At 55.1% G+C, this 26718-nt stretch carries 21 protein-coding genes; 13 read left to right on the top strand and 8 right to left on the bottom strand.

The features are described from left to right. Positions 1–95: 95 nt before the first annotated feature. The 5 genes from K239x_RS23710 to K239x_RS28910 all read left to right on the top strand — a co-directional run bounded on the left by K239x_RS23710 (position 96) and on the right by K239x_RS28910 (position 4923). The gene (locus K239x_RS23710) at positions 96–1958 is read left to right on the top strand and encodes a CRTAC1 family protein (protein ID WP_145420813.1); all 1863 of its coding nucleotides are present in this window, start codon (positions 96–98) and stop codon (positions 1956–1958) included. Positions 1959–2029: 71 nt separating this feature from the next. Then, the gene (locus tag K239x_RS23705) at positions 2030–3550 is read left to right on the top strand and encodes a sulfatase family protein (protein ID WP_145420812.1); all 1521 of its coding nucleotides are present in this window, start codon (positions 2030–2032) and stop codon (positions 3548–3550) included. Positions 3551–3853: 303 nt separating this feature from the next. Next, on the top strand, positions 3854–4219 hold the full coding sequence (locus K239x_RS28920; RefSeq protein WP_419189329.1) for a glycoside hydrolase family 97 N-terminal domain-containing protein: 366 nt from the start codon (positions 3854–3856) through the stop codon (positions 4217–4219). Further along, complete coding sequence (locus K239x_RS28915) at positions 4161–4580, top strand: glycoside hydrolase family 97 N-terminal domain-containing protein (protein ID WP_419189328.1); 420 nt, start codon at positions 4161–4163, stop codon at positions 4578–4580. The genes K239x_RS28920 and K239x_RS28915 overlap by 59 nt, the downstream gene beginning before the upstream one ends. After that, positions 4513–4923 carry a glycoside hydrolase family 97 C-terminal domain-containing protein gene (locus K239x_RS28910; RefSeq protein ID WP_419190112.1) on the top strand — a complete coding sequence of 137 codons (411 nt, stop codon included), beginning with the start codon at positions 4513–4515 and terminating at the stop codon, positions 4921–4923. The genes K239x_RS28915 and K239x_RS28910 overlap by 68 nt, the downstream gene beginning before the upstream one ends. Positions 4924–5019: 96 nt before the next feature. Here K239x_RS28910 and K239x_RS23695 read toward each other — a convergent pair whose 3' ends face one another. Both K239x_RS23695 and K239x_RS23690 read right to left on the bottom strand, forming a co-directional pair. Next, positions 5020–5862, bottom strand: a complete 843-nt coding sequence (locus tag K239x_RS23695; RefSeq protein WP_145420811.1) for an MBL fold metallo-hydrolase — start codon at positions 5860–5862, stop codon at positions 5020–5022. Positions 5863–6021: 159 nt separating this feature from the next. Continuing rightward, the gene (locus K239x_RS23690; RefSeq protein ID WP_145420810.1) at positions 6022–6825 is read right to left on the bottom strand and encodes a segregation and condensation protein A; all 804 of its coding nucleotides are present in this window, start codon (positions 6823–6825) and stop codon (positions 6022–6024) included. Between the two features lie 185 nt (positions 6826–7010). Here K239x_RS23690 and ilvN point away from each other — a divergent pair, with 185 nt between their 5' ends. The 3 genes from ilvN (at position 7011) to K239x_RS23675 (ending at position 9283) form a co-directional block, all read left to right on the top strand. Continuing rightward, a complete protein-coding gene (gene ilvN / locus K239x_RS23685) occupies positions 7011–7553 on the top strand; it encodes an acetolactate synthase small subunit (protein WP_145420809.1) in 543 nt (180 codons plus the stop codon). Between the two features lie 215 nt (positions 7554–7768). Then, a complete protein-coding gene (gene ilvC / locus K239x_RS23680; RefSeq protein WP_145420808.1) occupies positions 7769–8773 on the top strand; it encodes a ketol-acid reductoisomerase in 1005 nt (334 codons plus the stop codon). Between the two features lie 165 nt (positions 8774–8938). Then, positions 8939–9283 (top strand): hypothetical protein, encoded by a 345-nt coding sequence (locus K239x_RS23675; protein WP_145420807.1) that lies wholly within the window; start codon positions 8939–8941, stop codon positions 9281–9283. Positions 9284–9466: 183 nt separating this feature from the next. Here the strand turns inward: K239x_RS23675 and K239x_RS23670 are convergent, their stop codons facing one another. After that, positions 9467–11113 carry a BBP7 family outer membrane beta-barrel protein gene (locus K239x_RS23670; protein ID WP_145420806.1) on the bottom strand — a complete coding sequence of 549 codons (1647 nt, stop codon included), beginning with the start codon at positions 11111–11113 and terminating at the stop codon, positions 9467–9469. A 259-nt stretch (positions 11114–11372) separates the two neighbouring features. On the opposite strand from K239x_RS23670, the gene K239x_RS23665 reads away from it, so the two are divergent. Then, a complete protein-coding gene (locus tag K239x_RS23665; RefSeq protein WP_145420805.1) occupies positions 11373–13529 on the top strand; it encodes a preprotein translocase subunit SecA in 2157 nt (718 codons plus the stop codon). An 18-nt stretch (positions 13530–13547) separates the two neighbouring features. Here the strand turns inward: K239x_RS23665 and K239x_RS23660 are convergent, their stop codons facing one another. The 4 genes from K239x_RS23660 to K239x_RS23645 form a co-directional block, all read right to left on the bottom strand. Next, positions 13548–13910 carry a DUF4190 domain-containing protein gene (locus K239x_RS23660; RefSeq protein WP_145420804.1) on the bottom strand — a complete coding sequence of 121 codons (363 nt, stop codon included), beginning with the start codon at positions 13908–13910 and terminating at the stop codon, positions 13548–13550. A gap of 241 nt (positions 13911–14151) precedes the next feature. Further along, positions 14152–15192, bottom strand: coding sequence for a tRNA dihydrouridine synthase DusB (gene dusB / locus K239x_RS23655; protein WP_145420803.1), 1041 nt, complete (start codon positions 15190–15192; stop codon positions 14152–14154). Positions 15193–15314: 122 nt separating this feature from the next. Continuing rightward, positions 15315–16364 (bottom strand): transporter, encoded by a 1050-nt coding sequence (locus K239x_RS23650; RefSeq protein WP_145420802.1) that lies wholly within the window; start codon positions 16362–16364, stop codon positions 15315–15317. A gap of 186 nt (positions 16365–16550) precedes the next feature. After that, positions 16551–18350: an ABC-F family ATP-binding cassette domain-containing protein gene (locus K239x_RS23645; protein WP_145420801.1), complete on the bottom strand. Its 1800-nt coding sequence runs from the start codon at positions 18348–18350 to the stop codon at positions 16551–16553. Positions 18351–18687: 337 nt separating this feature from the next. Between K239x_RS23645 and K239x_RS23640 the strand changes: the two genes are divergently transcribed. Beyond that, complete coding sequence (locus K239x_RS23640) at positions 18688–21540, top strand: 2-oxoglutarate dehydrogenase E1 component (protein WP_145422541.1); 2853 nt, start codon at positions 18688–18690, stop codon at positions 21538–21540. A 44-nt stretch (positions 21541–21584) separates the two neighbouring features. On the opposite strand, the gene K239x_RS23635 is transcribed toward K239x_RS23640, so the two are convergent. After that, positions 21585–22958 carry a sensor histidine kinase gene (locus K239x_RS23635; protein WP_145420800.1) on the bottom strand — a complete coding sequence of 458 codons (1374 nt, stop codon included), beginning with the start codon at positions 22956–22958 and terminating at the stop codon, positions 21585–21587. A 212-nt stretch (positions 22959–23170) separates the two neighbouring features. Here K239x_RS23635 and K239x_RS23630 point away from each other — a divergent pair, with 212 nt between their 5' ends. From K239x_RS23630 to K239x_RS23620, 3 genes are all read left to right on the top strand, one after another. Continuing rightward, the gene (locus K239x_RS23630; protein WP_419189327.1) at positions 23171–24286 is read left to right on the top strand and encodes a DUF1559 domain-containing protein; all 1116 of its coding nucleotides are present in this window, start codon (positions 23171–23173) and stop codon (positions 24284–24286) included. Positions 24287–24688: 402 nt separating this feature from the next. Then, positions 24689–25753 carry an AAA family ATPase gene (locus K239x_RS23625; RefSeq protein ID WP_145420799.1) on the top strand — a complete coding sequence of 355 codons (1065 nt, stop codon included), beginning with the start codon at positions 24689–24691 and terminating at the stop codon, positions 25751–25753. Further along, positions 25743–26624, top strand: a complete 882-nt coding sequence (locus K239x_RS23620; protein ID WP_145422539.1) for a DUF58 domain-containing protein — start codon at positions 25743–25745, stop codon at positions 26622–26624. Before K239x_RS23625 ends, K239x_RS23620 begins: the two co-directional genes overlap by 11 nt. Positions 26625–26718 lie beyond the last annotated feature (94 nt).

Raw genomic sequence — 26718 nt, 5'->3', positions numbered from 1 at the left:
TTTCGTCTAACTGCCGCGTGCGGCCAAATCGCCGTGCCCGATCAGACAGGACACGAACGACCTATCCTGAATATTTAGCCTTTAAAGATTCAAGCATGACACAACCGGACCAGCCAACCGATGAAACGCATGATGACGTCGAAAACGATGCGGTCATTGGCCACGCTTTTCGAGCTTCGTTGATTGCATTGGTGTTCTTGATGTTGCCGGTGATCGGGATTCTGCTCTTCTTGAACTTAAGGAAACCCAAGCAGGAAGCGGTCGAAGCGATCGTCGAAAATCCCGAGCAACGCGTCGACGAAGATGGCAAGATTCCCTCGCTTCGTATGGTCGATGTGACTGCCGAAAGTGGAATCGATTTTCAACACGAAACGGGACGGTACGGTGACAAGCTGCTGCCCGAAACCATGGGCAGTGGCGTGGCAGTGCTGGACTACAACAATGACGGTCACCAAGACCTGTTGTTGGTGAATTCGCGTCGCTGGCCATGGGACGAACAGCAGGTCGAATCCAAAAGCAAACTTTTCGCCGGTAATGGTCAGTTTGGGTTTAGCGATGTGTCCGCTGAGGCCGGAATCGACTTTGAAACGTACGGTATGGGCGTTGCTGTCGGCGACTATGACAACGACGGTGATGCGGATGTGTTTATTTCAGCGGTGGGTGCCAACCGTCTGCTGCAGAATGACGACGGTAAATACACGGACGTCACGAATCAAGCTGGCGTGTCGGGGGCTGAAAATGCCTGGAGCACGAGCTGCGGTTTCTTTGACTATGACAACGATGGCTTGCTGGATTTGTTTGTCTGCAACTACGTATCGTGGAGCGAGGAGGCGGACCTAAGCCAGAACTTTACTCTGGACGGAGAGTCGCGTGCTTACGGACCGCCCAAAGCGTTTGCGGGTTCGTATTCGTATCTCTATCACAACGACGGGGAAGGAAAGTTCACCGATGTGTCCGCGTCGGCTGGAATTCAGATTCGCAACGACGATACGGACGTGCCACTTGGCAAAGCGATGGGCTTGGCTCCGGTGGATGTCAATCGTGACGGCTGGATTGACATCATCGTGTCCAACGACACGGTGCGGAATTTCTTGTTTGAAAACAACCAGGACGGCACGTTTAGCGAGAAAGGCCGACTGCTGGGAATTGCTTACGACCGCAGCGGAAACGCTCGCGGTGCGATGGGAATTGATACCACCGTATTTCGATCCAATGGGACACTGGCAATCGGGATCGGCAACTTTGCCAACGAACAAAGTGCGCTCTACATGGCATCGCCCAAGCGAGCTCAGTTTGTCGACGGCGCGATCGCAACGGGATTTGGTCCGCCGACTCGTAGCGGACTGACGTTTGGCATGTTCTTTTTTGATGTTGATCTGGATGGTCGGCCCGATGTGCTGGGAGCCAACGGACATCTGGAAGAAGAAATTGCCAAGACGCAGCGCACTCAACAGTACGCACAATCACCTCAGTTGTTTTGGAATGCCGGACGTCAAGCGAATAGCGAACTGGTCGAAGTGCCTGAATCTTGCAGCGGCACAGCGTTTTGCGATCCCATCGTTGGTCGCGGAGCTGCGTTTGGCGATTTCGATGAAGACGGAGACCAAGACGTGGTGATTTCTGTTAGCGGTGGCTCGCCCAAGGTTTTCCGCAATGATCAGCAAACCGGTCATCATTACTTGCGAGTCCGGCTTCAAGGCTCCCCTGCCAATCGTGATGGCCTGGGGGCTCGCGTGAGTATCAAATCAGGCGATCGAATTTGGGAGCAACAGCTGATGCCCACTCGGAGCTACCTGAGTCAGTCAGAGCGCGTTTTGACGTTTGGTTTGGGAACCGTCGATACCGTCGACGAAGTCACGGTCACTTGGCCAGGCGGTCTGGCTACGGTCCACGAAGTGGATTCTGTCGATCAAACCATCGAGATCAAACAGGGAGCCGCGGAAAAGTCATCTTCCTGAGTGCATCGGTTAGCTGAGTGCATCGGTTAGAATGGACGGATCGTTCGCTCCATCCTTTTCGACGAGATACCATGCACCGCTTTGCCAAGTGCCTTTGTGTTTTTCTGCTCGCGTCCTTTGTGCTCCCGGCTTCCCCGGCGGTTGCCGATGACCGGCCGAACATCCTTTGGATTTTCTCCGAAGACCTGTCGCCGTTTATGGGGTGCTACGACGATCCCATCAACATGGGCCACACTCCCGCGATCGACCAGTTCGCGACCGAAGGAGTTTTGTTCAAGCGTGCGTTCATGCCCGCGCCGGTTTGTTCGTCGTGTCGCTCCGCGATCATCACGGGTGTGATGCAGACCACGACCGGAACCCACCAGCATCGCTCCGGACGTTTCACCAATGGGACGGTCGTTCCCGAAGAATTGCGTATCTATTTGCCCGCAGGAATCAAGACGATTCCGGAGCTGATGCGCGACGCGGGATACTTTACATTCAACAGCGGCAAAGACGATTACAACTTTCACTACGACCGGCGAAAACTCTACAGCGTCGGCAATGAACCCGATTATAAAGCCGGCATGAACGGCTGGCAGGGCAATCACGCTCACCACAACATGTCGGTCACCGAAGACACCTGGAATTCGCGGCCTAAAAAATCCCAGCCCTGGTTTGGGCAGATCGAAATCAAAGGCGGCAAGGCAAACGCGAAGCACGTTCGCAAAGGCGAACGATTGGCGAAAGAGGCCGTGCCGCTGCCGCCGTATTTTCCCGACACGCCTGGTCACCGAGCGTCGTGGACGATGCACTACAACGCAGCCCGCGGCGCCGACGTGCGAGTGGAAGAGATTCTACGACAACTCGAAACCGACGGTGAACTTGATAACACCGTCGTCTTTTTCTTTTCAGATCACGGCAGCAACCATTCACTGCGACACAAACAGTTCTGCTACGAAGGTGGCGTTCACGTTCCGCTGATGGTCAAAGGTAAACACCCTGCGTTGAAGGCGGGGACCGTCCGCAACGAACTTGTGTCGGGCTTAGACATTTCCGCTACGACCTTGGCAATGGGCAACGCTGTGACGCCGGATTACTTGGATGGGCAGAATCTTTTCGGCGACGATTACAAACCGCGTGACTACGTCATCTCCGCTCGCGATCGCTGCGACTACACCATCGACCGCATTCGCACGGTTCGTAGCGAAACAATGCGTTATATCCGCAACTACTTTCCCGATCGTCCGTTGCTGCAAGCTCAATACCGCGACAACAAAACAGAAGTCAAAGATTTCAAACGTTTACGCAAAGCCGGCGAACTGAACGACTATCAAGAAGAACACTGGTTCGGGATGCGTCCCACCGAAGAGCTTTACGACTTGGCGGTTGATCCGCACCAGATGAACAACCTCGCTGCGGACCCCAAGCATGCGGGCAAACTAAAGAAGCACCGCGAGATTTTGGAAACTTGGATTGCAGAGTCGGGCGACAAGGGACCGTTTCCGGAGTCTGTCGCTCAGCTGAAGGCAACCTACGACCTATGGAAAGACAAACCGGTTTTCAAGAATGCCGATGTAAACCCGGAATACGAGCAGTTCAAACGTCAGTAAGTATTATAAACGCTACGCTTTCTGCTGTCTGACGATCCTCTGTGTGCCCTGTTTCTCTGCTGATGTACTTCGCAGCCCTGATGGAAAGATCGAGGCAAGAGTTTTAGCTGCCAACGACGGGGCTCTGCATTATGACATTCGCTGGAAAGATCGGAAGATCATCGAGGCTTCCCGTTGAGGGATCACGGTCGATGGGGTGGACTTGGGCGAGCAAGTGACCATCGGAAAAGCCGAGCGGACCAGTCGCGATGAGACTTATGTGATACGCGGCGTCCACACTCAGGCTCGCAACCACTACACGCAGTGGACTTTCCGATCACGCATCGGCCTAGCGGGCGAAAGTGGTCACTGGCGTGCCGCGTCTTCGATGATGGAGTGGCACTGCGTTATTTGGTTTCCGCAAACGGGACGCAACATGTCGATGGAGAGAATTCCAGTTGGAAGATCATCAAAGACGCAAAGGCTTGGTACTTCGAGCGTACTGCAAAGAAATGGAAGCTGAAGTCTTACGCCGGCGAGTGGCTGACGACGGACGCACGAAATTTGCACACCGTGTCCCGTCCAAGGAACGCCGATCGTCTTCGAACTACCCAGTCAACTTGGCTATGCCGTGATTACCAAGGCGGCGACGTACAACTACAGCGGCATGCGACTGCGTGGAGTCGGTGACAGAACACTTGTCGCGGATTTCACCGAAGGAGACGCCGGCTTTGATGTCGACGGCCCCATCGTGACGCTTTGGCGAGTCACGATGCTGGCGGACGATTTGAATGAGTTGGTCAACAGTGACTTGATCAAGAATCTAAATCCCGCGCCGGATCCAAAACTCTTTGGCGCCGCCAAATTTGTTCGTCCCGGACGAACAGCGTGGAGCTGGGAGACGCACCACCTGGGCACATCAAGTGGCGACACTCGTCGCTTTCACTTCCGCACTGCAAACCTACGCGGAGCACCCCAGCACCATGATGAACGCGCCGATTCTGAAGGATGCGTTCCCCACCGTCAAAACCATTCCGCCCGTCTGGGATGAAACCCGTGTTCTGCCTGGTAGCGAAATCGGGAAGCTTTCCAGCATGGCTAGGCGAAGCGGTGACGTGTGGTTCGTCGGTGTTCTCAACGGCGAACAGATCACCAAGGACTACCAATTGGATCTCACGTTTCTCGGCGAAGGAAACTATTTGATCACGACGGTGAGTGACGACCTGAAATCGGACCGCGTGAACCTTGTGGGACTCAACGCAAAGGCCGACTTGCACGAATTCACCACGGCGATTCCGCTGAAAGTCAAAAAACGATCTCTCACGCGAGAAAAAACACTCGACATCAAGCTCGCCCCTGGCGGCGGTTTCGTTGCAAGGTTCACGAAGATTTAAGCGATCGGCGGATAGAACTTGCGAAAGCACAATTCATCAGGCAGTCAGCAAGACTGCCTCGTGCTTTACTGCCCGTTTTCGGGGGCTTCCGCGGCTTCAATCCAGCCAGAGTTTTAATTTGCCATCGAGCATTTCTGGCAGGGCTTTCTTGACCAAGCGACGTACTTGAGCGTCGCTGTAGCGAGTGCTTAGGTGACCGGCGATGATCAGTTCGTTGTTGAATTTTTCGGCGCGTTGGCGATAGTCGTCCACATGCATGTGGCCGTGTTTGTGGATTTTGTCTTTGCGATGCTCGGGCGCGACAAAGGTGAGTTCGCTGATCAGGATCTTGGCGTCATAGAAGACGGGGTTTTTGTCCAAGCCTGGGGGGGAGGTGTCACCGGTATAGGCGACAACCGGGATGCGTACTTCATCGGTGATCTCCGTGCCGGCGATTTTTAGTTCGCGGATTTCGTTTCCTTCTAAGCCGACAAACTCGGGCTTCAACTTGTGGCGTTGTTGGTGGACGATGAAACCCAATGAATCGATCGTATGGCGTGTTTCAAGTGCGGTGACGATGTATTCGCGGCTGATTGATGTTTGGTCGCCCGGTAGCAGTCCGACCAGCTCGCATGGCATTGCGCCTCGATCAAGTCGACGAAACTGCTGCAGCATGTTCCAAGCATCATCGACGGCCGAATCGGGAAGGTAGATCACGGGGGGATCCATCTTCATCATGCGGCGGCGGGAAACGTACGCGGGAAGAGCGGCGATGTGATCCAGGTGCGCGTGCGAGATGAACATGGTCGGCGTGCCCATGAAGTCCCACGGCTGGATGCCGCAATCGAACAGCAGTTTCAACTCGTTGATGCGCCAGCAAGTTTGGACCGCGGCGCGCGAGTATCCCTCGACGGTCAGGCCGTCGTGGGTGTGAGACAGAATCGGAACGTTTTCAACCATCGCAAGACGATATCGGAAGAGGAGTTGTCACGGCAGGCCCTGGTGTCGTGAGCCGTTGGCGCAAGCCACGGGCCTTGACCGGTGTGGTCGGGTGATTGCGGCTGGTTTGGTCGGATGAGAAATGCCCGTGGCGAGCGCCAGCGGCTGACAAAGTCAAAACTACCGTGGTCGGCCCGGCATATTCGCGGCTTCGAATTCTTCGGCGCCGTAGTTGTCGACTTCGTTGACACTCAAGTCATTACTGTAGTTCGCGGTGCGGACCACGACGATGTCGCCGTGTTCGTCCTGCTCGACCGCGGCACCGTGGTGACGCGTCAATTCCAGCGTGGCCAAGAACCAGCCGATCAGCGAACTTTTGTGAATGCCACCTTCAAGCAGTTCGGCCAAGGCCACGCGGTCGGTGCTGCCCAGTTTTTTGTGGATTCGCTGCATGTAGACGTGGATCGGAGTGTCGTCGTAGATGACTTCCGTCTGCGGCGGTCCGGCGGCTTCCCGCATGATGCGGCCAAAGGCACTGACCAAGTCCCAGATTTCCAAATCAACGATCGGCTGGTCGCCGGGATCGATGCGGCGGCTGGGCAGGTCGTCGGACATGCGTTCGTAGCGTTGCTGCCACCGATTGCCCATTTCGTCCAGGATCGAAGCGGCGTCGCGGATCTCTTTGTATTGCAGTAATCGTTCGACCAGCTCGTGCTGAGGGTCTTCGATCTGCTCTTCCTCGTCTTCTTCGACGACTTTTGGCAAAACCGCCAAACTTTTCATTTCGACCAGGATGCTAGCCATTTCGATGAAGTCTCCAACGTCGGCCAGATTCAGCTCCTTTAGAAACTCCAGATACTCCAAATACTGGTCCACAACGGTAGCCATCGCCGTTTCTGCGAGCGAAACCTCTTGGCGTCGGACCAAGAAAAGCAGCAGATCGATCGGGCCTCGGTAGACCGGTAGTTCGATTCGGAATCCCATGAAAGTGGTTTTCGTGTCTGGATCGTCGCCGTGTCGATGGCAATTAGGCGACCTTGGGAAGGTTTTTAGGGGAGAAATCGCGATCCGCGTAAATCGTAGCACTTGTTGGCTTTGCGGGTCAAAATTATCATCGTCCGCTTCGATTCACCCTCCAACCCCCTTTTTAGACAGTTCTTGGCTTCTTGATGTCTTCCCCCAACCAGCGACACGTTCTTTCGGCTCTCGTGCAGAACGTGCCCGGGGTACTCGCCCACATTTCTGGGATGCTTGCCTCGCGTGGCTTCAACATCGACTCATTGGCAGTCGGTGAAACTGAAAATCCAGCTCTCTCGCGAATGACTTTCGTCGTCGTCGGCGATGACCGCGTGCTGGAACAAGTCGGCAAACAATTGGAGAAGATCGTCACAGTCGTGGAAGTCCTGGACGTCAGCAGCCAAGACTACGTCGAACGTGATCTGCTGCTGTTGAAAGTCGCAGCTGCCCCTGGCGGCAAGCGAGCTGAGATCCGTGAGCTGGTGGATATCTTCCGCGGCAAAATTGTTGACGTTGGTCCCGAAGAAGTGATGATCGAAATCAGCGGACGCGAAAACAAGGTCCAAGCCTTCATCGAACGCGTGCGACCTTACGGCATCACCGAACTGGTTCGCACCGGACGCATCGCCATGGTGCGTAGCGAAGACATGTCCGGCAAGGTCAACTCGGGCGGCATCAAAGCTGTTTCGGCTTAACCGACCGACACATAAAACCTCTCCCTCGGGGAGAGGCCGAGCCTAAGCGAGTGAGAGGACTATGCGGTCCATCACTTCGCACAACTCAACACCAATTTTTGTCGCAGCATGCCCCTCCCGGCCGCTACTGCGTCCGACCTCCCCCGCTCCACGGTGGGAGGCAAAGAGCACACACTCCAAATCAATTTTACCAATACCCACGAAAGACTAAGCCCATGGCTGCCACCATTTACTACGAGAATGACGCTGACCTATCGCACCTCAAAGGCAAGAAGGTCGCCATCCTCGGCTACGGCTCGCAAGGTCACGCCCAAGCACAAAACTTGAAAGACAGCGGCGTCGACGTCGTCATCGGTCAGCGTCCTGGTTCGGCCAACTATGACTTGGCTAAGTCGCACGGCTTTGAGCCGATGTCGATTGCTGACGCAACCAAAGCTGCCGACGTCATCAACATCTTGCTTCCAGATGAAGTTCAAGGCGACATCTACCGCAGCGAAATCCGCGACAACCTGAGCAAGGGCAACGTCCTGATGTGCTCGCACGGTTTCAACATTCACTTCGGTCAAATCGATCCACCCGAAGGCATTGACACTTTGTTGGTTGCGCCCAAAGGCCCCGGGCACTTGGTACGCAGCGAGTACACCAAAGGCGGCGGCGTTCCTTGCTTGATCGCACTTGGCGAAGGTGCTGCTGAATCGACCAAGCAAATCGGTTTGGCATACGCCAAAGGTATCGGCGGAACTCGCGGTGGTGTGATCGAAACTTCGTTTGCCGAAGAAACCGAAACTGACTTGTTCGGCGAACAAGTAGTTCTCTGTGGTGGCGTCAGCGAATTGGTCAAAGCTGGCTTTGAGACTTTGGTCGAAGCTGGCTACCAGCCTGAAATGGCTTACTTTGAGTGCATGCACGAGCTGAAGTTGATCGTTGACTTGCTGTACGAAGGTGGCTTGAGCTACATGCGTTACAGTATCTCCAACACAGCCGAGTACGGCGACTACGTGAGCGGCCCCCGCATCATCACGGACGAAACAAAGGCCGAGATGAAGAAGATCTTGGAAGAGATTCAGTGTGGCAAGTTCGCTCGCAACTGGATCGGCGAAAACCGAGCCGGAGCTGCGTTCTTCAAGGCCACCCGTCGCCGCGAGCAACAGCATGGTGTCGAGCAAATCGGCCGCAGCTTGCGTAAGATGATGACCTGGATCGACGAAAAAGAAGTCTAGGAATTGCGACGCCGCTAGGCGTTACAACCCGAACTGCAGCAACCTTCCCGCGTCAAACGCGAGCACGTGTCAAACGTAAATTGATTTGGCCGGGAGGTTGGGCTATTGTCAGGGGAGCCAAGGATGGTTTCATACTTGCGTTTTCTCTGACCACCTGCGTTTCCCATGATCTATTTCATCTTTTGGGTCGTTTTTTTGCTGCTCGCGATCGCAGCGGTACTCGTCGCCATGATGATGGAAAAGAAGTCGCAGCGCAGCGTCGCCTATGGTGGCGTCTACGACAGCGATGACGAATCGGCCGACGGTAGTGATGGTGCGACCGGCGAAGACGGTGTGGCGCTGGGTGAGGCCGACGACGATGGGCTCCAGCCCCAGGACGACAATCCCGACGGCTTTGGCGAGGCCGAAGCGGTCGACGACTTTGGTGGGGAGCCGATGGGGGGCGATGATTTCGGCGGCGGCGAGCTTGGTGCCGACGATTTCGGCGCATTCGACGAAGAATTCAAGTAGCAGCCATACGACGGATGATGACAAATCGCGAATGATCGTGATCGTGTTCAGCAGGCTCCGATTCAATACAACTCATTACAAAAAAAGCGTGAATGGTTTCCCATTCACGCTTTTGCTGTTTTCACGGAGCTTCGATACTCTTCCCGGTAGGTTTTCAAAGCCCCCGGCTAAGCGCGTCTTGCTTTAGAAAGTGATGGCTAAGCCAAGATCCACACCTTGAACCCACAAGCTTGTGTCGTTCATCGTGAAGGAAGGTCGGTTACCGAATGGTCCGTTCGTGTTCAGAGCACTTGGGTCGATGCTGCGATCGATTTGATCGCCAGCCAGTGCCAGACTGTCGAACATCAAGAAGCTGTACCCAACACTCATTTCGACGTGCTGACGGAATCGATAGCCGAGCTTGAAGTTCAATTCAGGTACAAACGTGAACTCCGATTGCTCGTAAGTTCCTTGGTTGCCCAAGGCCAGCAGTCCGCTGTTGGCTGAACTATTAAACGGTGGTGTCGAATCCGTGCTGCTGCCGGCGATCGTTACCTTTTGCTTCATGTCACCCAAGTGAACCTTGGTCAGTGAGCGAGCAAACCAGCGACCGTTGGTCACGACGGCTTCAAAGCCGAGCTGACCACCGTGCATGGTGTTTTCGGTATCGAACATGTCGTTGTACGTACGAGTCCGACCAGTGTTCTGAACCGAAGTGCTGGAGACGCGTAGTTCATCGTCGACGCTGAAGTAGCTGTAGCCACCGATCAGGTCCAACTGACAGGTCTTGGTGCAGCCAAGGTTGATGCGGCCGTAAGCTTCGGCAGCCATCATGTCCAACTTACTGGTGCCGGTAACCGAACCAGAGAAGTTGTTTTGGAAAGCAACCAAAAGCGAATCTTCGATGTTGAGCAGCGAGTTGTAGAACGGACGTCCGATCGATTGATCGTTGCCGTTACCGCTAACTGATTCGGAGTCTTCGTTCTGGCTTAGAATCCAGAATCGTCCGCCGACGCCGACGTTTTCCGACAGGTAGATACCAGCGTCGCCACGATAGCCAGCCGACAATCCGCCATTGAGATCGCCTCCGAAAATCGTCGTCGTCGCAGGTTCACGTGGAAGGACGCCAGGTCCTGACACAGCGATCAATGCAGGCGAGTTACGATCTTGCATGAACCACAGAAGTGCTTCGTGCCGAAACCAGCCGTCTTTGGAACAAAGTCCCAATGCTCCGGCCAAGCCTCCGCCGCCGCGACGTCCGCCGCTTCCGCATCCTCCAAACATGGAATCGCATCCGCCACCCATCTCGCAACCGCAAGAAGGAGAGCTGCATCCGCCGCCAAGCACACTGCATCCGCTCGAAGGAGCATCGCAGCCACACGACGGTGAATTGCATCCACCTGAGAACATGGTGCCGCAACCGATTGAATCGCAGCCACCCATTGAATCACAACTGGGTGCCATGCCGTAGCTCATTGCTGGGCCGGGCAAGCCGCATCCAGGTGCATCGCAGTTGGATGCTCCACAGCCAGAGCCAGCACAACCGCCAAGGCAACCAACTTGTGCAACCTGATTGTAAGCAGGAGCTGCTGGCTGGACCGCGTATTGCGTCGGCTGCGAAACCGCAGCGGCTGTCGCGACACGCCGGGTTCGACGTTGCTGAGCACGCGTTGCTTCAGCAGCATCTGCTGCAAAGTAAGCGTCTTCGGCTTCGCTGGTGATGTCTCCTACGAATGCAACGGGAGTTACGTACCCATCGCCATCGTAGTTGTTTTTGTCTTCGGCAAAAGCCGTTTGTGAGGCAGACAGCATCAGTGCTGCCAGTGTTACGCCTCGAAATGTCATTTTCATCCTAAGTCTCGTTCAGTCCGGGAATACTGGTTTGACTGGTATATGTGGATCGACGCGTTTGATCGTTAGATGTAGTACTGTCCGAACCACGTGAATACTTGCCGCAAACTACCTAGCTTGAATGCGAAAGCCGGATTAGCTTCTCCAGCATCCCAGGCTTAAAGGTTAGAATGCTGTTTCAACGCGAAACACAAAGTTGCTAGCGTGTAATTTGTGCTTTGGAATTACGAAAAGAAACAGTTTCACACGGAGAACGTGGATGGCCACCGGCGAATCTGGCTCCAAAACTGACCCGCGCGATGCATTGGAAACGAGCGATCCCAGTTCGTTGGTGCCTGAACCCATGCCTCTGCCTGCGCCAGATTCAAGCGACGCGGCCGCGCCAATCGACGGTGAGCCGTCCGAAGCAGTGACCGACGCCAGCGATGCGACTTCGCGCAAACGGTCCGGCGATCGGCACAGTGGCGGCAACCACAAAGCCATGTCGTTGTTCTCGCGGCAAGGTTTGCGTCCGCAGATGTTGCGATGGCGGCGACAGCTCGCTGCGGTCTCTGCGATGGAATCAACGCTCCAGACCGAAGAAGACGCCGCTTTGCGGAAACGGTCTTTGGCACTTCGCTATCGTGCCATGGCGGGGGAAAAATTGGGCGTTTTGCTTCCCGAGGCCTACGCCCTGGTTCGCGAAGCCGGACGTCGGGCACTGTCGATGCGTCACTACGATGTGCAAATCATCGGTGGCATCGCGCTCTACGAAGGCTGCATCACTGAAATGCAGACCGGTGAAGGCAAGACACTGACGGCCACGCTACCGATGTATTTGCACTCATTGGTGGGCAAGGGGGCTCACCTGGCAACCGTCAATGATTACTTGGCGCGTCGAGATGCCGAGTGGATGCAACCGCTCTATAAATTGCTTGGGTTGGATGTCGGTATCATCCAAACGGACAACGATCAGACCGACCGACGAAAGTCCTATGCGGCTGAAGTCACGTACGGGACGGCCAAAGAATTTGGTTTCGACTTTCTGCGTGACCGTTTGCTGTTGCGTGCTCAGAACCGACTGCAGACCGAAATGTTGGGCGATGCTGGCGGCGGTTTTTCCGACGGCGGCGATCAACCGGTCATGCGAGGAATGCATTTCTGCTTGGTCGATGAAGCCGATAGTATTTTGATCGATGAAGCACGTACTCCGCTGATCATCGGTAGTATCGAAGACACAGTGCGAGATCAAATTGTCGAAACCTATCACTGGGCATCCAAGCACGCGACCGAGTACGAACTGGACGAACACTTCGAGATCGATCCCGACACCAAACAATACGAACTGACCGCCCGCGGCCGTCAAAAAGTGCGTTCGCTACCCAAGTCTGACTTGGTACGGACAATGGGTTTGGTGGATATGTACGAGTACACCGAACGTGCCGTCAAAGTCGCTCGCGAATTCTTGCTGGATCGGCAATACGTCGTTCGTCCCAACGACAAGGGCGTCGAAGAAATTGTGATCGTCGATGAATTTACCGGGCGATTGGCCGAAGGGCGAAAATGGCGCGACGGGATTCACCAAGCCATTGAAGCAAAAGAAGACATCGAAATCAGCGTCCCTACAGGACAAGCGGCGCGGATCACGGTCCAGGATTTGTTTCTACGCTATCCGCATTTGGCAGGGATGACTGGTACGGCGGCGACGAGTGCTCGCGAGATGCGTAAGATTTATCGCACACCGGTGATCTGCGTTCCTACGAACAAGCCACCGCAGCGAAAGCGTTTGCCAGACAAAGTCTTTGGCAACATGATGGCTAAGTTTGAAGCGATCGTGAAGGAAGTTGCCGATGTTCACGCAACATCACGGCCTGTTCTGATCGGAACTCGATCGATCGACAAAAGCGAGATTGTTTCGCGACTGTTGACCGAACGAGGCATCCAGCACCAAGTGCTCAATGCAAACAATGTCGAACAAGAAGCCGAGATCGTAGCGGACGCAGGATTGGCCAATCGTGTCACGGTCGCGACGAACATGGCCGGTCGTGGTACCGACATCAAGTTGGCTGATGCGGTCGAAGCTAAAGGTGGCATGCACGTGATTTGTACTGAACTTCACGATGCTGCCCGTATTGACCGTCAGTTGATCGGACGTTGCGGACGTCAGGGAGATCAGGGGTCGTACCGGCAATACCTTTCCCTGGATGATGACATTCTCAAAGGCGGGCTGGGACCAGACAAAGCCGAAAAGTTGAAGTCGCAGGGCGAGTCGATGACCAACAGCATCGATAGCTACGCCGCCAAATTTCGCCGCGCCCAACGCAAGGTCGAAAAGAAACACTTTCGCGACCGAATGGTGCTGATGCACCACGAAAAAGAACGCAAGAAAATGCAGCGTGAAATCGGCCAAGATCCGTATCTGGACACGCCCGATTGATGAACGAGGCAAGTCAATCTACTGCGATGAGATGACTGCAGCGATGATGCCCACCACTGCCAGTCCCCAAACGACTGTGCAGATTCCTCCCATCACGACTCCAATCCACGCGTGTACGCTGCCCTTGATCGCCGGGTCGCGGTTTCGTGCGCGAAGCCCCATGATTCCAAGAATGAATGCGGGAATTGCTAACAACAAACCTAGTACGGGAAACAGTGAAAACAGGCCGAGGTAATAAGCGGCCAGAGCTGATGGATTTTTGTAGGGGATTAAGGCGCCTGTTTCATAGCCATTGCCCGTCGCGGTCTGGTTTGATCGCGGCGTTTCCGCTGGAGACACAAAAGGATTTTCGGTCGGGCGGTGACTTGGGTCTAGATTCATTGAAAGCCCCTCAAGAGAGTCCACGATCACAGTGCATTTGTGAGTTAGATTGTAGCGACCGTCGACACGGGCCGTGATTTCGCAGCAATCACACGGTCGAATGGCTCGCTCGTTACGCACGCACTACGGGTGGTCTTCGTGGTCCAACGATGTGCAAAGACCGGCTGTCGTCAGGCACGCCCCGTGATTCACTACGCGCTGGTGAACTGCTTGAGTTGCGGAATGAGAACGTCAGCTGTGGTCAATCGACTTGGGCATTGATCGGGAAATGCTCGTCCACGACTCGGTAAAAGTCATCCCGTGTGGTGACTTTGGCGACGTGGCTTCGGAAATGCCTTGCTCCGCGTTTTCCCTGTGCGTAGCAACAGGCGTATTTGCGCATCAGGACGGTCCCCTTTTCTTCGCCAAATCGATCTACGACCAAGCGATAGTGATTCAGCATGCATTCGCGTTGTTGTTGCATGGTTGGATCCGGTGGGATCGGATCTCCACGCAGTGCCGCTGCCGCTTGCGCGAACAGCCACGGGCGACCCAAGCATGCGCGAGCAATCATCACGCCGTCAACGTTGTAGTTTTTGAACGCTGCGACGACTTTCTCCGCCGAATCCAGATCACCGTTTCCGATCAACGGAATGTTGCGCAGATGTGATTTGATTTCGCTAATGCGATCCCAATCAGCGTTGCCAGTGAACATGTCTTGCGCGGTGCGGCCGTGAACGGTCAACGCCGCAGCGCCAGCTTCTTCGACCACGCGTGCGACTTCGTTGCAGTTGACGTTGTCGCGAGTGCAGCCCAGCCGGATTTTGGCGGTAACGGGCGTCGGCGCGCATGCCTTGACCAACTGGCTGATGATTTTGAACATCCGCTCTGGTTCGCGCAACAGATAGCTGCCGCTGTGTGCTTTTTGAGTTACTTGGCGAACAGGGCAGCCAAAATTGATGTCGACGACGCTGACTTGGTATTCCTCCGCCAAACGCAGGCCGACTTTGGCCATTGTGTCGGGATCGTTGTCCCAGATCTGAACGGCCAGCGGTCGGGCCTCTTCGGCGACGCCCCACAAGCGATCGGGATGCTCGGCGGTGTTTTCGTCCAGCCAGACGAATCCTCGTGCATTGACCATTTCGGTTGCCAGCAAGCCCGCTCCCCCGTAGTCGCGGACGACCTGGCGAAACGCTGCGTTGGTGAAGCCCGCCATCGGTGCTTGCAAGATCGGCGGGTCGACGACAAGGTCGCCGATACGAAGCGGTGGAGGCGGCCAGGGGCGTGAATCAGACGAAGACATAAAAAAGACCGGACAGTCAAAACGAAACAATGCTGAATCACATTGTTTCTGCTTTGGCCGCCCGGTCTAGGCCTGATTCGGTGGAAGCCCTCGGTTCAGCGGGATCTAGTCCCCACGAACCTCTAAAATGCTCGCGACCAGCTGGCTACGACAGCGAAGTCGGTTTCCAGTTGGATGCCATCCAGGTCTTGTTCGATTGTCGAAATCAGCTCTGTGCTCAGATAGCTCTTCTTGAGAATCATTTGAGCGCCAAAGCCCAGGTTGTACCATTTGCCGCCGCGAAACGATTCAACATTGGTTGAAATCACACCGTCGGGCGTGTCGTTGTCTTCGCCGTCATAGTCGGTTCGCCAGATGTGTTCGCCCCGCAGCGATACGGACAACCAGTCTGTCAGCAGAACGCTGGTCCAAGAGTTGTAGCGGACTTCGTCACTGACGCTGTAGCCGCGGTAGTTGCGTCCGATGGGAACGTCCGTCTGAACTTGGATCCCGGTGCTCCACCATTCTCCGTAACGTTTCCAGGTGAATCCCGGTCGTGCATTGAACGTGCCGCTACCCAGACGCATCGGGTACGGCAGCGGTTGCGAGACGCGTCCTCCGGTCGGCGCGGTGGATTCGCGATAGATATCACCGGTGGGGAGCGAACAGCCCAGGTTCAATATGAAGTCAGTGCTCCGGCTTTCGTACAGTCGAAGCAACGCGCCCAAGGACATGTCGCCAAACCCACTGTTGTGAGTTCGGAACGTCGTTCCGCGTCCGGCTGGATTCATGTCACCGCGAATGTGGTCCATCGTCAGGCTGGGCATCATGATCATGGTGTACATCGTCACATCGTCGGTCATCCCGTACATGATGTGCGCCATGTGCATTTCCATGGTCATGTCGGTCGGGCTGGCACCACTATTGGTTTGCGTGCCGTCGACAACGATGCCTGGTGATCCGCCGGCAGGTCCGATCGCTGCGGAATCGCTTACTTCGCGTTCACCGATTCGGTTGTCTTCCATGTACATGTTCATGTACTTGTACTCGACCATCCACTCACCTTTGTCGTGAAGATGGTCACCCATCACTCCAGCGGGGCCATGTTTGTCCGCAAGGGACCGACGACCGTCAGCGGCAGTAAGACATGTCGTGATCGACAACACCGACGCCACGGCGATAAACCAACGCATAGAGAATCCATTCCAGCTTGAGCGAGAGGCACATCCTATCCCACCCTTTCGGCAATCGCATCGACTTTGAGATAGCCGAGTGCCTGAGGTCGGCACTCACTACCGAAGTAGATCGTCCAGCAGAATCAGGACAAGTTACGACTACGCAACTGCGAAAAGTCTTTCTCGCCGACGCAGCATCCACCCTTATTCTTCGCTGTTCAGTTCCATCCAGCGTTCTTCGATTTCGCTTAGTTTTTCGGTGATCGACGTCACTTCTTCGTGCAATCGCACTGCTTCTTTGGCATCCGTCTCTGTCAGCAGTTTGGCGTTGATCGCTTTCTTTTCGTCATCCAAACTCGCGATCTTTTTTTCAAGATTCTTGATTTCCTTTTCGATCTTGCGCTGGTCGCGTTGTGTTTGTCGGTAATCCGTCGCGCTGGCCTTGGACGATTTTCCGGCGGATGACTTAGCGGCTTGAGGGGGGCCGCCTCCTTTGCCGGATCGTTCGCGTTCACCTTCGTTGATCTGTTCTTCGACCGACAGCAGGTAAGTGTCGTAATCGCCGTGATAGTTTTTGACGCTGCCATCACGTACTTCGATCACGTTGGTAGCGACTTGTCCCATGAAATGTCGGTCGTGGCTGGTAAACACAACCGTGCCTTTGTAGTGCTGCAGTGCATCGGCGAGCGCTTCGACGGTTTCGACATCCAAGTGGTTACCTGGTTCGTCCAAAATCAAAACGTTTGCCGTTCCCAGCAACAAACCTGCCATACACAGCCGTGCACGTTCGCCACCGCTGAGGACTTTTACTTTCTTGTTGATGTGTTCATCGCGAAACAACAACGCACCGGCCATCGCCAAGACATCTTGCCGAGTCGTGTCGGAGTCCGAAACGTACTCCAGGTGTTCCAGTACCGTTTGGCGTTCGTCCAGGCTGGTGTAGACGTGTTGCGCGTAGGTGCCCAGTTCGATGTTGTGTCCCCACTTCATCGTGCCTTCGAGTGGATCTAGCGAATAAACCAATGTCCGCAGCAGAGTGGTTTTGCCCTGGCCATTGTCGCCGACAATGGCGGCTCGCTGGCCATGTTCGATTTCTAGCTGGATGTTGTCAGCGACACGGTGTCCCGGGTAACCGATCGCGAGGCCTTCGCAGCGCATCGCAGTGCCGTTTTTTGCATCCACCCGTGGGGCGCGAATGTGGACTGTTGGTTCGTCGACTTGTATCTCGGTCGTCTGAAGCCGTTCAAGTTGCTTGGCTTTGCTGCGTGCTTGCGAAGCGGTTGAAGCATTGGCGCGGTTTTTGTCAATGAATTTCTGCAGTTGCTTTTGCTTGGCAATCACCGTCGCATTGACGCGGCGATCGTGTTCGCGGCGTTCGTCGCGGTATTCTAAAAACGAATCGATCTTACCGGGGTACATCGTCAGTTTGCCCCGTGAGAGTTCCAGCGTCTGAGAGCACGTGGCTTTCAGAAAGGCACGGTCGTGGCTGACGATCAGGGCGGCTTTGTTGAAATCACGCAAAAAGTGTTCCAGCAAAATCTGGGTTCGCAGGTCCAAGAAGTTTGTCGGTTCGTCCAACATCAGGAAATTTGGGTCGTGCAGCAGCAGCGCCGCCAATTTGACGCGAGTCTGCCAGCCACCCGAGAGTGCTTTGACGGGGCCATCCAGATACGCCCCTTTGATCTCGAATTGCCCGGCAACTTCACCACACCGCCAATCCGGCTGCTGGCTGTCACGGATCAGAAAATCCATCGCTGACTCGCCATCCTGGAATGGATCGTGCTGCCGCAGGTATCCGATTCGCAGGGTCGGGTGGTGGATCACTTCGCCGGTTTCCAGCTCTTCGGTACCCATAATGGCACGCAAAAAAGTGGATTTGCCGGCTCCGTTTCGGCCGATGAACCCGACCTTCACGTCATCCACCAAGGAGACTTCGGCAGCATCCAGGAGAACTTGGTCGCCGAATCGCTTGTGAGCGTCACGGACTTGGATCAAAACGGCCATTTCTGCGGAGTCTATCGAGGCAAAACAACTTGAATATCGAAAGCAAAACTTAACAGGGCAACGAACTTCGACAATGCCGCCTCCGGAACGACCCTCCCTCGCAGCAGGTTGTCACGCCGCGAATTGTGGGTTGACGCGAATTGAGCGGGATTGATGTTCCGAGATCTGCCGATGACACTATGATTTAGCGTTGGATCTTGTCCTCCTGGGGGTGCTTGCGTTGCCAGGACTAAAGTACGATTTCTGTCGACTTGAGTTCCGCGTTTTCGATTCGATCCGCGTCTGCCCTCCGATTCACTCCTTCACGACCAGTGCTCTGGCATTGGATTCGGCTGATATGAATACCTATAGCTTGGACTACATCGACGATTTATACGTCAAGTACGTCCGCGACCCATCGAGCGTTTCAGCCACGTGGCGAGAGTACTTTGAGCAGTTTTTGGTCGCTGGTGGGCCAGAACGCGAACGTGCCAATGCCGAATTGATCGCTAACGGCAGTTCGGTTTCCAACGGAAGTGCTTCGTCGGGCAAGACCGGCCAAGATGTGCTGGCCGATGGTAGCAAAGGTGACGAAACGCACCGGACCTCCAGTGGCAACATTGCCACCGACCAAGCACTGTGGATGTCCCGGATTCAAGATCGCGTCAATCAACTGGTCCGCGAGTATCGCGTTCGCGGGCACTTGGTTGCTCAGTTGGACCCGCTCAAACTGGATCATTCGGATGTGCCGGAGCTGAGTCCGACGCTTTATGGCTTGAGCGATGTGGATTTGCAGCGTCCGTTGGACAGCGAAGCGCTCGAAAATGTCAGCGGTGGCACACTGGACGCCATTTTGCAAAAGTTGCAAAACACGTACTGCCGGAGCATTGGTGCGCAGTTCATGCACATCGACAATCGCAATATCCGCGATTGGCTTCAGCGGCGAATGGAGACCAGTCAGAACCGAATGGATTTGTCGCTGGAAGTCCAACGCCGAATCTACGCCCGTTTGGCTGACGCGTCAATTTTTGAAGAGTTCGTGCGACGAAAGTTTGTCGGTGCCAAAACTTTTTCGCTCGAAGGTGCCGAGAGTCTGATTCCGATGATCGACTTGGCGCTCGAAAAAGCCGGCCAGCACAACGTCAAAGAAGTTGTCATGGCGATGGCGCACCGTGGTCGTTTGAATGTGATGGCCAACATTCTGAAAAAACGAGCGATGAATATCTTTTGGTCGTTCGATGACCCCAACCCCGAAATGAGTCGCGGTGGCGGTGATGTTCGCTACCACTTGGGATACAGCAGCGATTGGTTGACAGCGTCGGGCGATAAATTGCACATCTCGTTGTGCTTCAATCCCAGCCACTTGGAGTACGTCAACACGGTCGCTCTTGGTCGTTCACGCTGCAAGCAAGATCGCCGTGGCGACAAAAAACGCGAAGAGGTCATGACGATTCTTGTGCACGGCGACGCGGCTTTTGCCGGCGAAGGTGTGGTTCAAGAAACGCTGAACTTGAGCGAACTGGTGGGATACCGAACCGGTGGCACGCTGCACATCGTCATCAACAACCAGGTCGGTTTTACGACCGAACCGCATCAAGGTCGGAGCACCACGTATGCAACCGACGTTGCCAAAATGCTGCAGATTCCGATCTTTCATGTCAACGGTGAAGACCCCGAAGCGGTTGCACAGGTCGTGTCGTTGGCCATGGATTTCCGCAAAGAGTTTCACCGCGATGTCGTGATCGATTTGTATGCGTTCCGGCGATGGGGACACAACGAAGGGGACGAACCGCGATTCACGCAGCCACGTATGTATGCCGAGATTGATCGTCGGGCCAGCGTCCGCGAACAGTATCTCAATCAGCTGCTGAAGATGGGGAAAATCACCGAGGAAGAAGCCGCGAAGATCCAAGAGGATCGAACAGAAAAGCTGGAGTCGGAGTTCGAGGCGAGTAAGCACGAGCAGTTTGTGCCCGATACGCAGACGTTGGCCGAGAACTGGAAAGATTTCTTTGGCGGTCCCGAGCCCGTCGAGCCGACCGACACGACGTTTGATCGAGACAAACTGTCTGAAATCGTCGATTCGTTGACGCGATTGCCCGAAGGGTTTTCATCGCACAAAAAACTCAAGCGTCCGATGTCGCTACGCCGCGAAATGGCTGCTGGCGAAAGGCCGTTTGACTGGGCCGCTGCGGAGGCCGCTGCTTTCGGGACCTTGCTTGCCGAGGGACATCCCATTCGCATGACAGGCCAAGATTGTCAGCGCGGAACGTTTAGCCATCGGCATGCCGTGCTGCACGATGTCAAAACCGGCGAGACTTACACGCCGCTGGATCATGTCAGTCCTGATCAGGCCACGCTGGATCTGCACAACAGCCCGCTCAGTGAAGCTGGCGTGTTGGGTTTTGAATATGGCTACTCGCTCGATCTGCCGAACGGATTGGTCGCCTGGGAAGCCCAGTTCGGTGACTTTTGGAACTGTGCCCAAGTCATTGTCGACCAGTTCATTGCCAGTGCCGAAGACAAATGGAATCGCCTGAGCGGTTTGGTCATGTTGCTGCCGCACGGTTTCGAAGGCCAGGGACCGGAGCACTGCAGTGCCCGGTTTGAACGCTTTTTGGCGATGGTTGCTGAGCACAATATTCAAGTTTGTCAGCCGACGACCCCGGCCCAGTATTTTCACTTGCTCCGTCGTCAAGTGATCTGCAAATGGCGCAAGCCGCTGATTGTTTTGACTCCCAAGAGTCTGCTCCGCCACCCAAAAGTGGTCAGCAAGATCGAGATCGTCGCGGGCGGTTCGTTCAAGAAAATTTTGCCGGATCGAAAAGTGTCGCTCGATGGAGCTCGCCGTTTGATCATGTGTACCGGAAAGGTCTATTACGATCTGATGGATGCGCGGCGAAAGCAGAAGATCAAGAACGTGCCCATCATGCGGATCGAACAGCTGTACCCACTTAGCGTCGAAGAGCTGATGGGTTCGCTGGATGGTTTGGCCGATGGAACGGAAATTTTCTGGGTCCAGGAAGAACCCGAGAACATGGGCGCGTGGCCGTACCTGAAGTTGCAGTACGGTGACACGGCCAACCAGCGATTTAAGTTCAGGGGAGTGTCCCGTCCTGAATCAGCTAGCCCAAGTACGGGAAGTATGGCTGCGCACAAGATCGAGCAAGCTGAATTGATCGAAGCGGCTTTCGCAGGCCTGGAGTCTTGATCAAGGCTTTTTGCTTAAAGTTTCTTGGTCCGCGGCAGTGTTGTTTACTGGAGAAGCAGGGTTTGAACCGTCAGGCGAAACACGGTCATATCTTGCTCGCGACTCCAGGTGACGTTTCCGCCTAGGCGTTCGGCCGCCCGTTTCACTAGCGGCAATCCCAGCCCAAGTCCTTCGGGCTTGGATGTCACGAACGGTTCAAATAACGATTGCTGCACATCTGTCGGTGGGCCGGGGCCGTCGTCGCTGACAGTGATGATAGCCGTTTCGTTTTCGCATGCATCGACAGCAATGGTTACGTTCTGGCTAGCCTGAATTGCGTTGAGTACCAAGTTGGATAGAGCAGCTGAAAGGCTTGGTGCGTCGGTGATTTGTCGACCGGTGAGCTGATCGTCGATCTGCCACTGCACGTTGACGTTCAAATGTTCTGCCGTGGGCGTGAGCGTTTCGCGCACATCGTTGACGGCGGTCAGAAGTTCGCCAGGGCGATTGTTGTCTTGTTTGCCAGCAGCGACCAAGAGTAGGCGCCGGACCGAGTCTTCGGTTTGTTCCAGCTGCGAAAGTGCCATTTGAATCGAATCGTCGTCGCTTTTGCATTTTGCATGATGAAGTTCGACCGCCATTCTCGCGCCCGTCAAACTGTTGCGAAGTTGGTGTGCCAGGCCGCCGGCGATTTGGTGAAGCAGCTTTTCACCTTGCGTGCGCTGCAGGCTATCCCACATTTGTTGCAGCTGACCGCTCATTCGCCGAACACCACTGCCCAGTAATCCGATTTCGTCGTTTTCCCCGACGTCGACTTCCCCGTCAAATTGTCCTTCGGCGATTCGGTCGACTTGGAGGCTCAGACGGTGCAATCGTCCAATGAATCGCCTAGCGAAAAAGAGCACCACCGTGGTCAGCAGGAACATCGTCGATAGGCCCGTCACCAAGGGCAATGCTGCGGCGCGAAACCTGGCCGACCGCAATTTTGAATCGTCAAAAAGAACGACAACGCGGTGGACATCGTCACTGCTGGCGCCTGGCCCCCCGCGCAAAAAGACACCGTAGCGATATTCGCTGGTTCCCAGTCGAATCGGCTCGCTGGCGATCGCTTCCGACGTGACGGCTAGGGTGGCGATTTTTTCGGCGATGTCGGTCGTCGCCACGCCGAGGCTGTTGGTCGAAAGGCTGCCGCGGCGGCGAACCCCGATCAGTTCGGTATCTGTCAGCCGCGCCAGTGATTCGACGACTTGCTGGTTCAGCGGATAGGAGGCTCCGGAAAGCGTCTTGGCGATTGACGTGTAACGCGTTTGGATTTGCGTTTTTGCCCAGCGGTCGCCTTGCCAGTAAGACCCCATCGCGATCGCACCGGCGGTCAGCAGCGAGACCATGGCGAGCGGGATTAACAGGCGAAATCGAAGAGATCGAAAACGTCGCGGCAACGATCGGGCTCATGGGTAAGAGAAAGCGGAGGATGCACAGCGGTTAGCCAGAAGTATCGCTTTGGGCGTCAATCATCGGCCATCGATCGGTGGCGGATAATTCGGCAGCGGCGATCAAAATACCAGCGGCCATGGTTCAGCCCTTGATTGCAGGGATAATGAGCTGCGACAACACAGGTTCACGACTTGCTTCTTTTTCATTGTAGTTGCTCATGCATCAGTTCCGCACCCGACAGTCGATTCGACGCAGTATGGCTTTCCAAGACAACCGAGCTTTTTCAGGCAAGAGAGCTTTCCCGAGCAGCGTTGCACGGCGAAACAATTCGGTGTCGCCACGTGGCTTCACACTTGTCGAATTGCTGGTCGTGATCGCAATCATTGGAATTTTGGTGGGGCTGCTCCTGCCTGCAGTTCAATCGGCTCGTGAAGCCGCGCGTCGGATGCAGTGTCAAAACCATCTGCGGCAGATCGGTTTGGCTTGCCACAATTATCACAGTGCATACAAAAGGTTTCCGCCGTCGGCGCTGATCGATCGATCGGTGACCAGCACAGGCAATAACGGGTCATGGGGGGTTCATGGTCGGATCATGCCGTTCTTGGAGCAAGGCAGCGTGTACGCGGGCGTTGATCTTTCGGTGGCGTGGGACCATCAATCCGAAATCGATGGATTGAAAATCGAAGTCTACGCGTGCCCCAGCGACCCTGGCAGTGACCAGCAGCGGGTCTTTGATGATGGGCGTCCAACGCTGTATCCCACTAACTACGGTTTCAACTTTGGGACGTGGTTCGTCTACGATCCCCTGAAAAACAAAGGTGGCGACGGGATGTTTTATCCGAACAAGCTGATGCGAATTCGGGATTGCTTGGACGGGACATCCAATACCTTTTTGGCTTCCGAAGTCAAAGCGTGGAACAAATACATGCGTAACGGCGGTCCGCCCACGACAGCGATGCCGACGTCGCCCGAAGCACTGGCCGTGATCGCCGGCAGTGGCGTGCAGTTCAAAGAAACCGGGCATACCGAATGGCCTGACGGGCGTGTTCACCACACGGGATTTACCACGACCATGTCGCCCAACACGAATGTCAAATTTGATCGTGGTGGAGTGGAATACGACATCGACTACAGTTCATGGCAAGAAGGTAAAAACGGAATCGCCGGCAATCCGACGTACGCCGCAATCACTTCGCGAAGCCAGCATGTCGGACTGGTCCAAGTGCTGATGCTGGACGGTTCGGTCACGGGCGTCACCGATTCGGTGGACTTGGAATTGTGGCAAGCCCTTGGCACACGAGCTGGCAGTGAAGTTGCCCAGCGGCCTGAGTGAACATTTTGCCTGAGTCAACAAGGTCAGCGTCCAGCGGGAACTAGACCTGCGACCTTCGAAATTGTCGCGTCCGGCCCTGCCGGATGCATGCCAATCGAAGGATCAGTGTTTAGCGGTCAAAGTTAGCCACAAAAAGTAAAAAGAAAGCCAGCAGACGGGCGGGAGCAAATTTGATCGCCGGGCGTTAAATCGCTGACTGTCCTGTTTCTTTTTGTTCTTCTGTGACTTTTTGTGGTCCATCTTGATTTGCCAGAGCAGTCGAAATCGGCAGGGAATGAAGTGGTCGGGTAGCAAAACACCCTCCTGGTCCCCCAGCGCGGTCCTCTTGCGTTGCTGCTATCCTGTTGGGGGCGGATTCGTTCGCCCTGAACCTCTACGATTCGACACTTTGAAGGATATTGCATGTCCGCAGACGCCGCGGCCAATCAGGACGCTCTCAGCGAAGCCGATGCCAGTCGATTGCACGAAGCTCGCCGGAGCATTCTGGAGCAGCTTGGCAAAATTATCGTCGGCCAAGAACACGTGATCGACGAAATCCTGATCTGCCTTTTCAGTCGCGGCCACGTGATGCTCGAAGGCGTCCCGGGGCTAGCCAAAACGTTGATGATCAGCACGCTTTCGCAAACGCTGGATCTTTCGTTCAGTCGAATCCAGTTCACGCCGGATTTGATGCCCGCCGACGTCACCGGTACCGAGATCATCGAAGAAGATCGTTCGACCGGACATCGCGAATTTCGTTTCATGGAGGGCCCGTTGTTTGCCAACGTGGTCTTGGCGGACGAAATCAACCGAACGCCACCCAAGACTCAGGCTTCGCTTTTGGAAGCCATGCAGGAGCGGCAAGTCACGGTTGGCCGCACACGTCACGAATTGTCCGATCCGTTCTTTGTGTTGGCTACGCAAAACCCAATTGAACAAGAAGGAACCTACCCGCTGCCCGAAGCGCAGCAGGACAGGTTTATGTTCAAAATCTATGTCGATTATCCGAGCTTCGATGAAGAGTTTGAAGTCGCACGGCGAACGACTGGTACAAAAACCGAAACTGTTCAGCCGGTGCTGGGTGCCGAAGAGATTTTGCGACTGCAACAGCTGGTTCGCCAAGTACCTGTCAGCGATCACGTGGTGCGCTACGCATTGTCGCTGGTTCGTCAGACTCGTGTTGGCAGCGATGGCGTGCCAGACTTTGTCGACGAATTGGTGGGATGGGGAGCTGGCCCACGAGCGGTTCAGTTTTTGATCTTGGGTGGCAAAGCGCGTGCCCTTTTGGAAGGTCGATTTCACGTGCAAGTCGAAGACATCCAGCATCTGGCCAAGCCTGTTTTGCGCCACCGCATGGTGGTTAACTTTTCTGCTGAGAGCGACGGAATTACCAGCGACGATGTGATCGAACGCATTGTTTCTGTTACGCCAACGACCGAGGACGAACTTTCACGCGATGCCCGATTCCAAAAGATATTTGCGTCCTGAAGTCACGGGGCGCATTCGTCGGTTGGAACTGACGGCGCGCCGCGTGGTCGAAGGATTTCTGTCGGGAATGCACCGCAGTCCTTATTTCGGTCAGTCGATCGAATTTCTGCAGCACCGACAGTACACGCCCGGCGATGAGATCCGTCACATCGACTGGAAGGTGTACGCGCGGCAGGACAAGTTGCACATCAAACAGTACGAAGAAGAAACCAACTTGCGGCTGACGCTGTTGGTCGATCGAAGTGCTTCGATGGCGTACGGTGACGGTGAAAGCAACAAGTTTGACTATTCGGCATCCGTTGCGGCATCACTGGCTTATCTGGCTTTGCGTCAAAAAGACGCCACAGGGCTCATCACGTTTGATACCCAAGTCCGAGCCACGGTGCCGCCAAAAAGCAACCAGCATCAGTTGACGCGGATTTTGAGTGCGCTCGAAAGCGTGGGCGCTGATGGCCGAACGGATCTACCCAAAGTGGCCAAAGAAGTCGCGATGTCGATTCCACGCCGTGGCCTTGTCGTCGTCATTTCGGATCTTTTGGGGATCGACGATTTGATGGAAGGTCTGCGAGTTTTGCGGCAACGCGGGCACGACGTCGCACTCTTTCATGTTTTGCATGACGATGAATTAGATTTTAATTTCAACGGGGCAACCCGTTTCGAGGGACTCGAAACCGAAGACTTCCTCAACTGCAATCCGCGAGCGCTTCGCGAAGGTTACCTGGAAGCGTTGAACGAATTTTTGAACCAAACCAAAAAGGCGTGCGGTCGGTTGTCGATCGACTACATGCAAGTGAGAACCAGCGAACACCTGGATGCCGTGCTGGCAAAGTTCCTCGCGTCACGACAGATGTTGCCGAAGCTAAAACGATGAGTTAGCCGCTGGCGCTAGCCACGGGCCTTTTTCAGTATGATCTGGGATGAGCAAGGCCCGTGGCTAGCGACAGCGGCTGACAAGTAATACACCG

Source organism: Stieleria marina (assembly GCA_007741555.1).
Taxonomy (GTDB): Bacteria; Planctomycetota; Planctomycetia; order Pirellulales; family Pirellulaceae; genus K23-9.
This window is presented reverse-complemented; position numbering and strand designations above follow the sequence as displayed.

Bases quoted from the DNA above. Each gene is read 5' to 3' on its own strand.
- K239x_RS23710 (WP_145420813.1), top strand. From the start codon at position 96: ATGACACAACCGGACCAGCCAACCGATGAAACGCATGATGACGTCGAA.
- K239x_RS23705 (WP_145420812.1), top strand. From the start codon at position 2,030: ATGCACCGCTTTGCCAAGTGCCTTTGTGTTTTTCTGCTCGCGTCCTTT.
- K239x_RS28910 (WP_419190112.1), top strand. From the start codon at position 4,513: ATGATGAACGCGCCGATTCTGAAGGATGCGTTCCCCACCGTCAAAACC.
- K239x_RS23695 (WP_145420811.1), bottom strand. From the start codon at position 5,862: ATGGTTGAAAACGTTCCGATTCTGTCTCACACCCACGACGGCCTGACC.
- K239x_RS23690 (WP_145420810.1), bottom strand. From the start codon at position 6,825: ATGGGATTCCGAATCGAACTACCGGTCTACCGAGGCCCGATCGATCTG.
- ilvN (WP_145420809.1), top strand. From the start codon at position 7,011: ATGTCTTCCCCCAACCAGCGACACGTTCTTTCGGCTCTCGTGCAGAAC.
- ilvC (WP_145420808.1), top strand. From the start codon at position 7,769: ATGGCTGCCACCATTTACTACGAGAATGACGCTGACCTATCGCACCTC.
- K239x_RS23675 (WP_145420807.1), top strand. From the start codon at position 8,939: ATGATCTATTTCATCTTTTGGGTCGTTTTTTTGCTGCTCGCGATCGCA.
- K239x_RS23670 (WP_145420806.1), bottom strand. From the start codon at position 11,113: ATGAAAATGACATTTCGAGGCGTAACACTGGCAGCACTGATGCTGTCT.
- K239x_RS23665 (WP_145420805.1), top strand. From the start codon at position 11,373: ATGGCCACCGGCGAATCTGGCTCCAAAACTGACCCGCGCGATGCATTG.
- K239x_RS23660 (WP_145420804.1), bottom strand. From the start codon at position 13,910: ATGAATCTAGACCCAAGTCACCGCCCGACCGAAAATCCTTTTGTGTCT.
- dusB (WP_145420803.1), bottom strand. From the start codon at position 15,192: ATGTCTTCGTCTGATTCACGCCCCTGGCCGCCTCCACCGCTTCGTATC.
- K239x_RS23650 (WP_145420802.1), bottom strand. From the start codon at position 16,364: ATGCGTTGGTTTATCGCCGTGGCGTCGGTGTTGTCGATCACGACATGT.
- K239x_RS23645 (WP_145420801.1), bottom strand. From the start codon at position 18,350: ATGGCCGTTTTGATCCAAGTCCGTGACGCTCACAAGCGATTCGGCGAC.
- K239x_RS23640 (WP_145422541.1), top strand. From the start codon at position 18,688: ATGAATACCTATAGCTTGGACTACATCGACGATTTATACGTCAAGTAC.
- K239x_RS23630 (WP_419189327.1), top strand. From the start codon at position 23,171: ATGCATCAGTTCCGCACCCGACAGTCGATTCGACGCAGTATGGCTTTC.
- K239x_RS23625 (WP_145420799.1), top strand. From the start codon at position 24,689: ATGTCCGCAGACGCCGCGGCCAATCAGGACGCTCTCAGCGAAGCCGAT.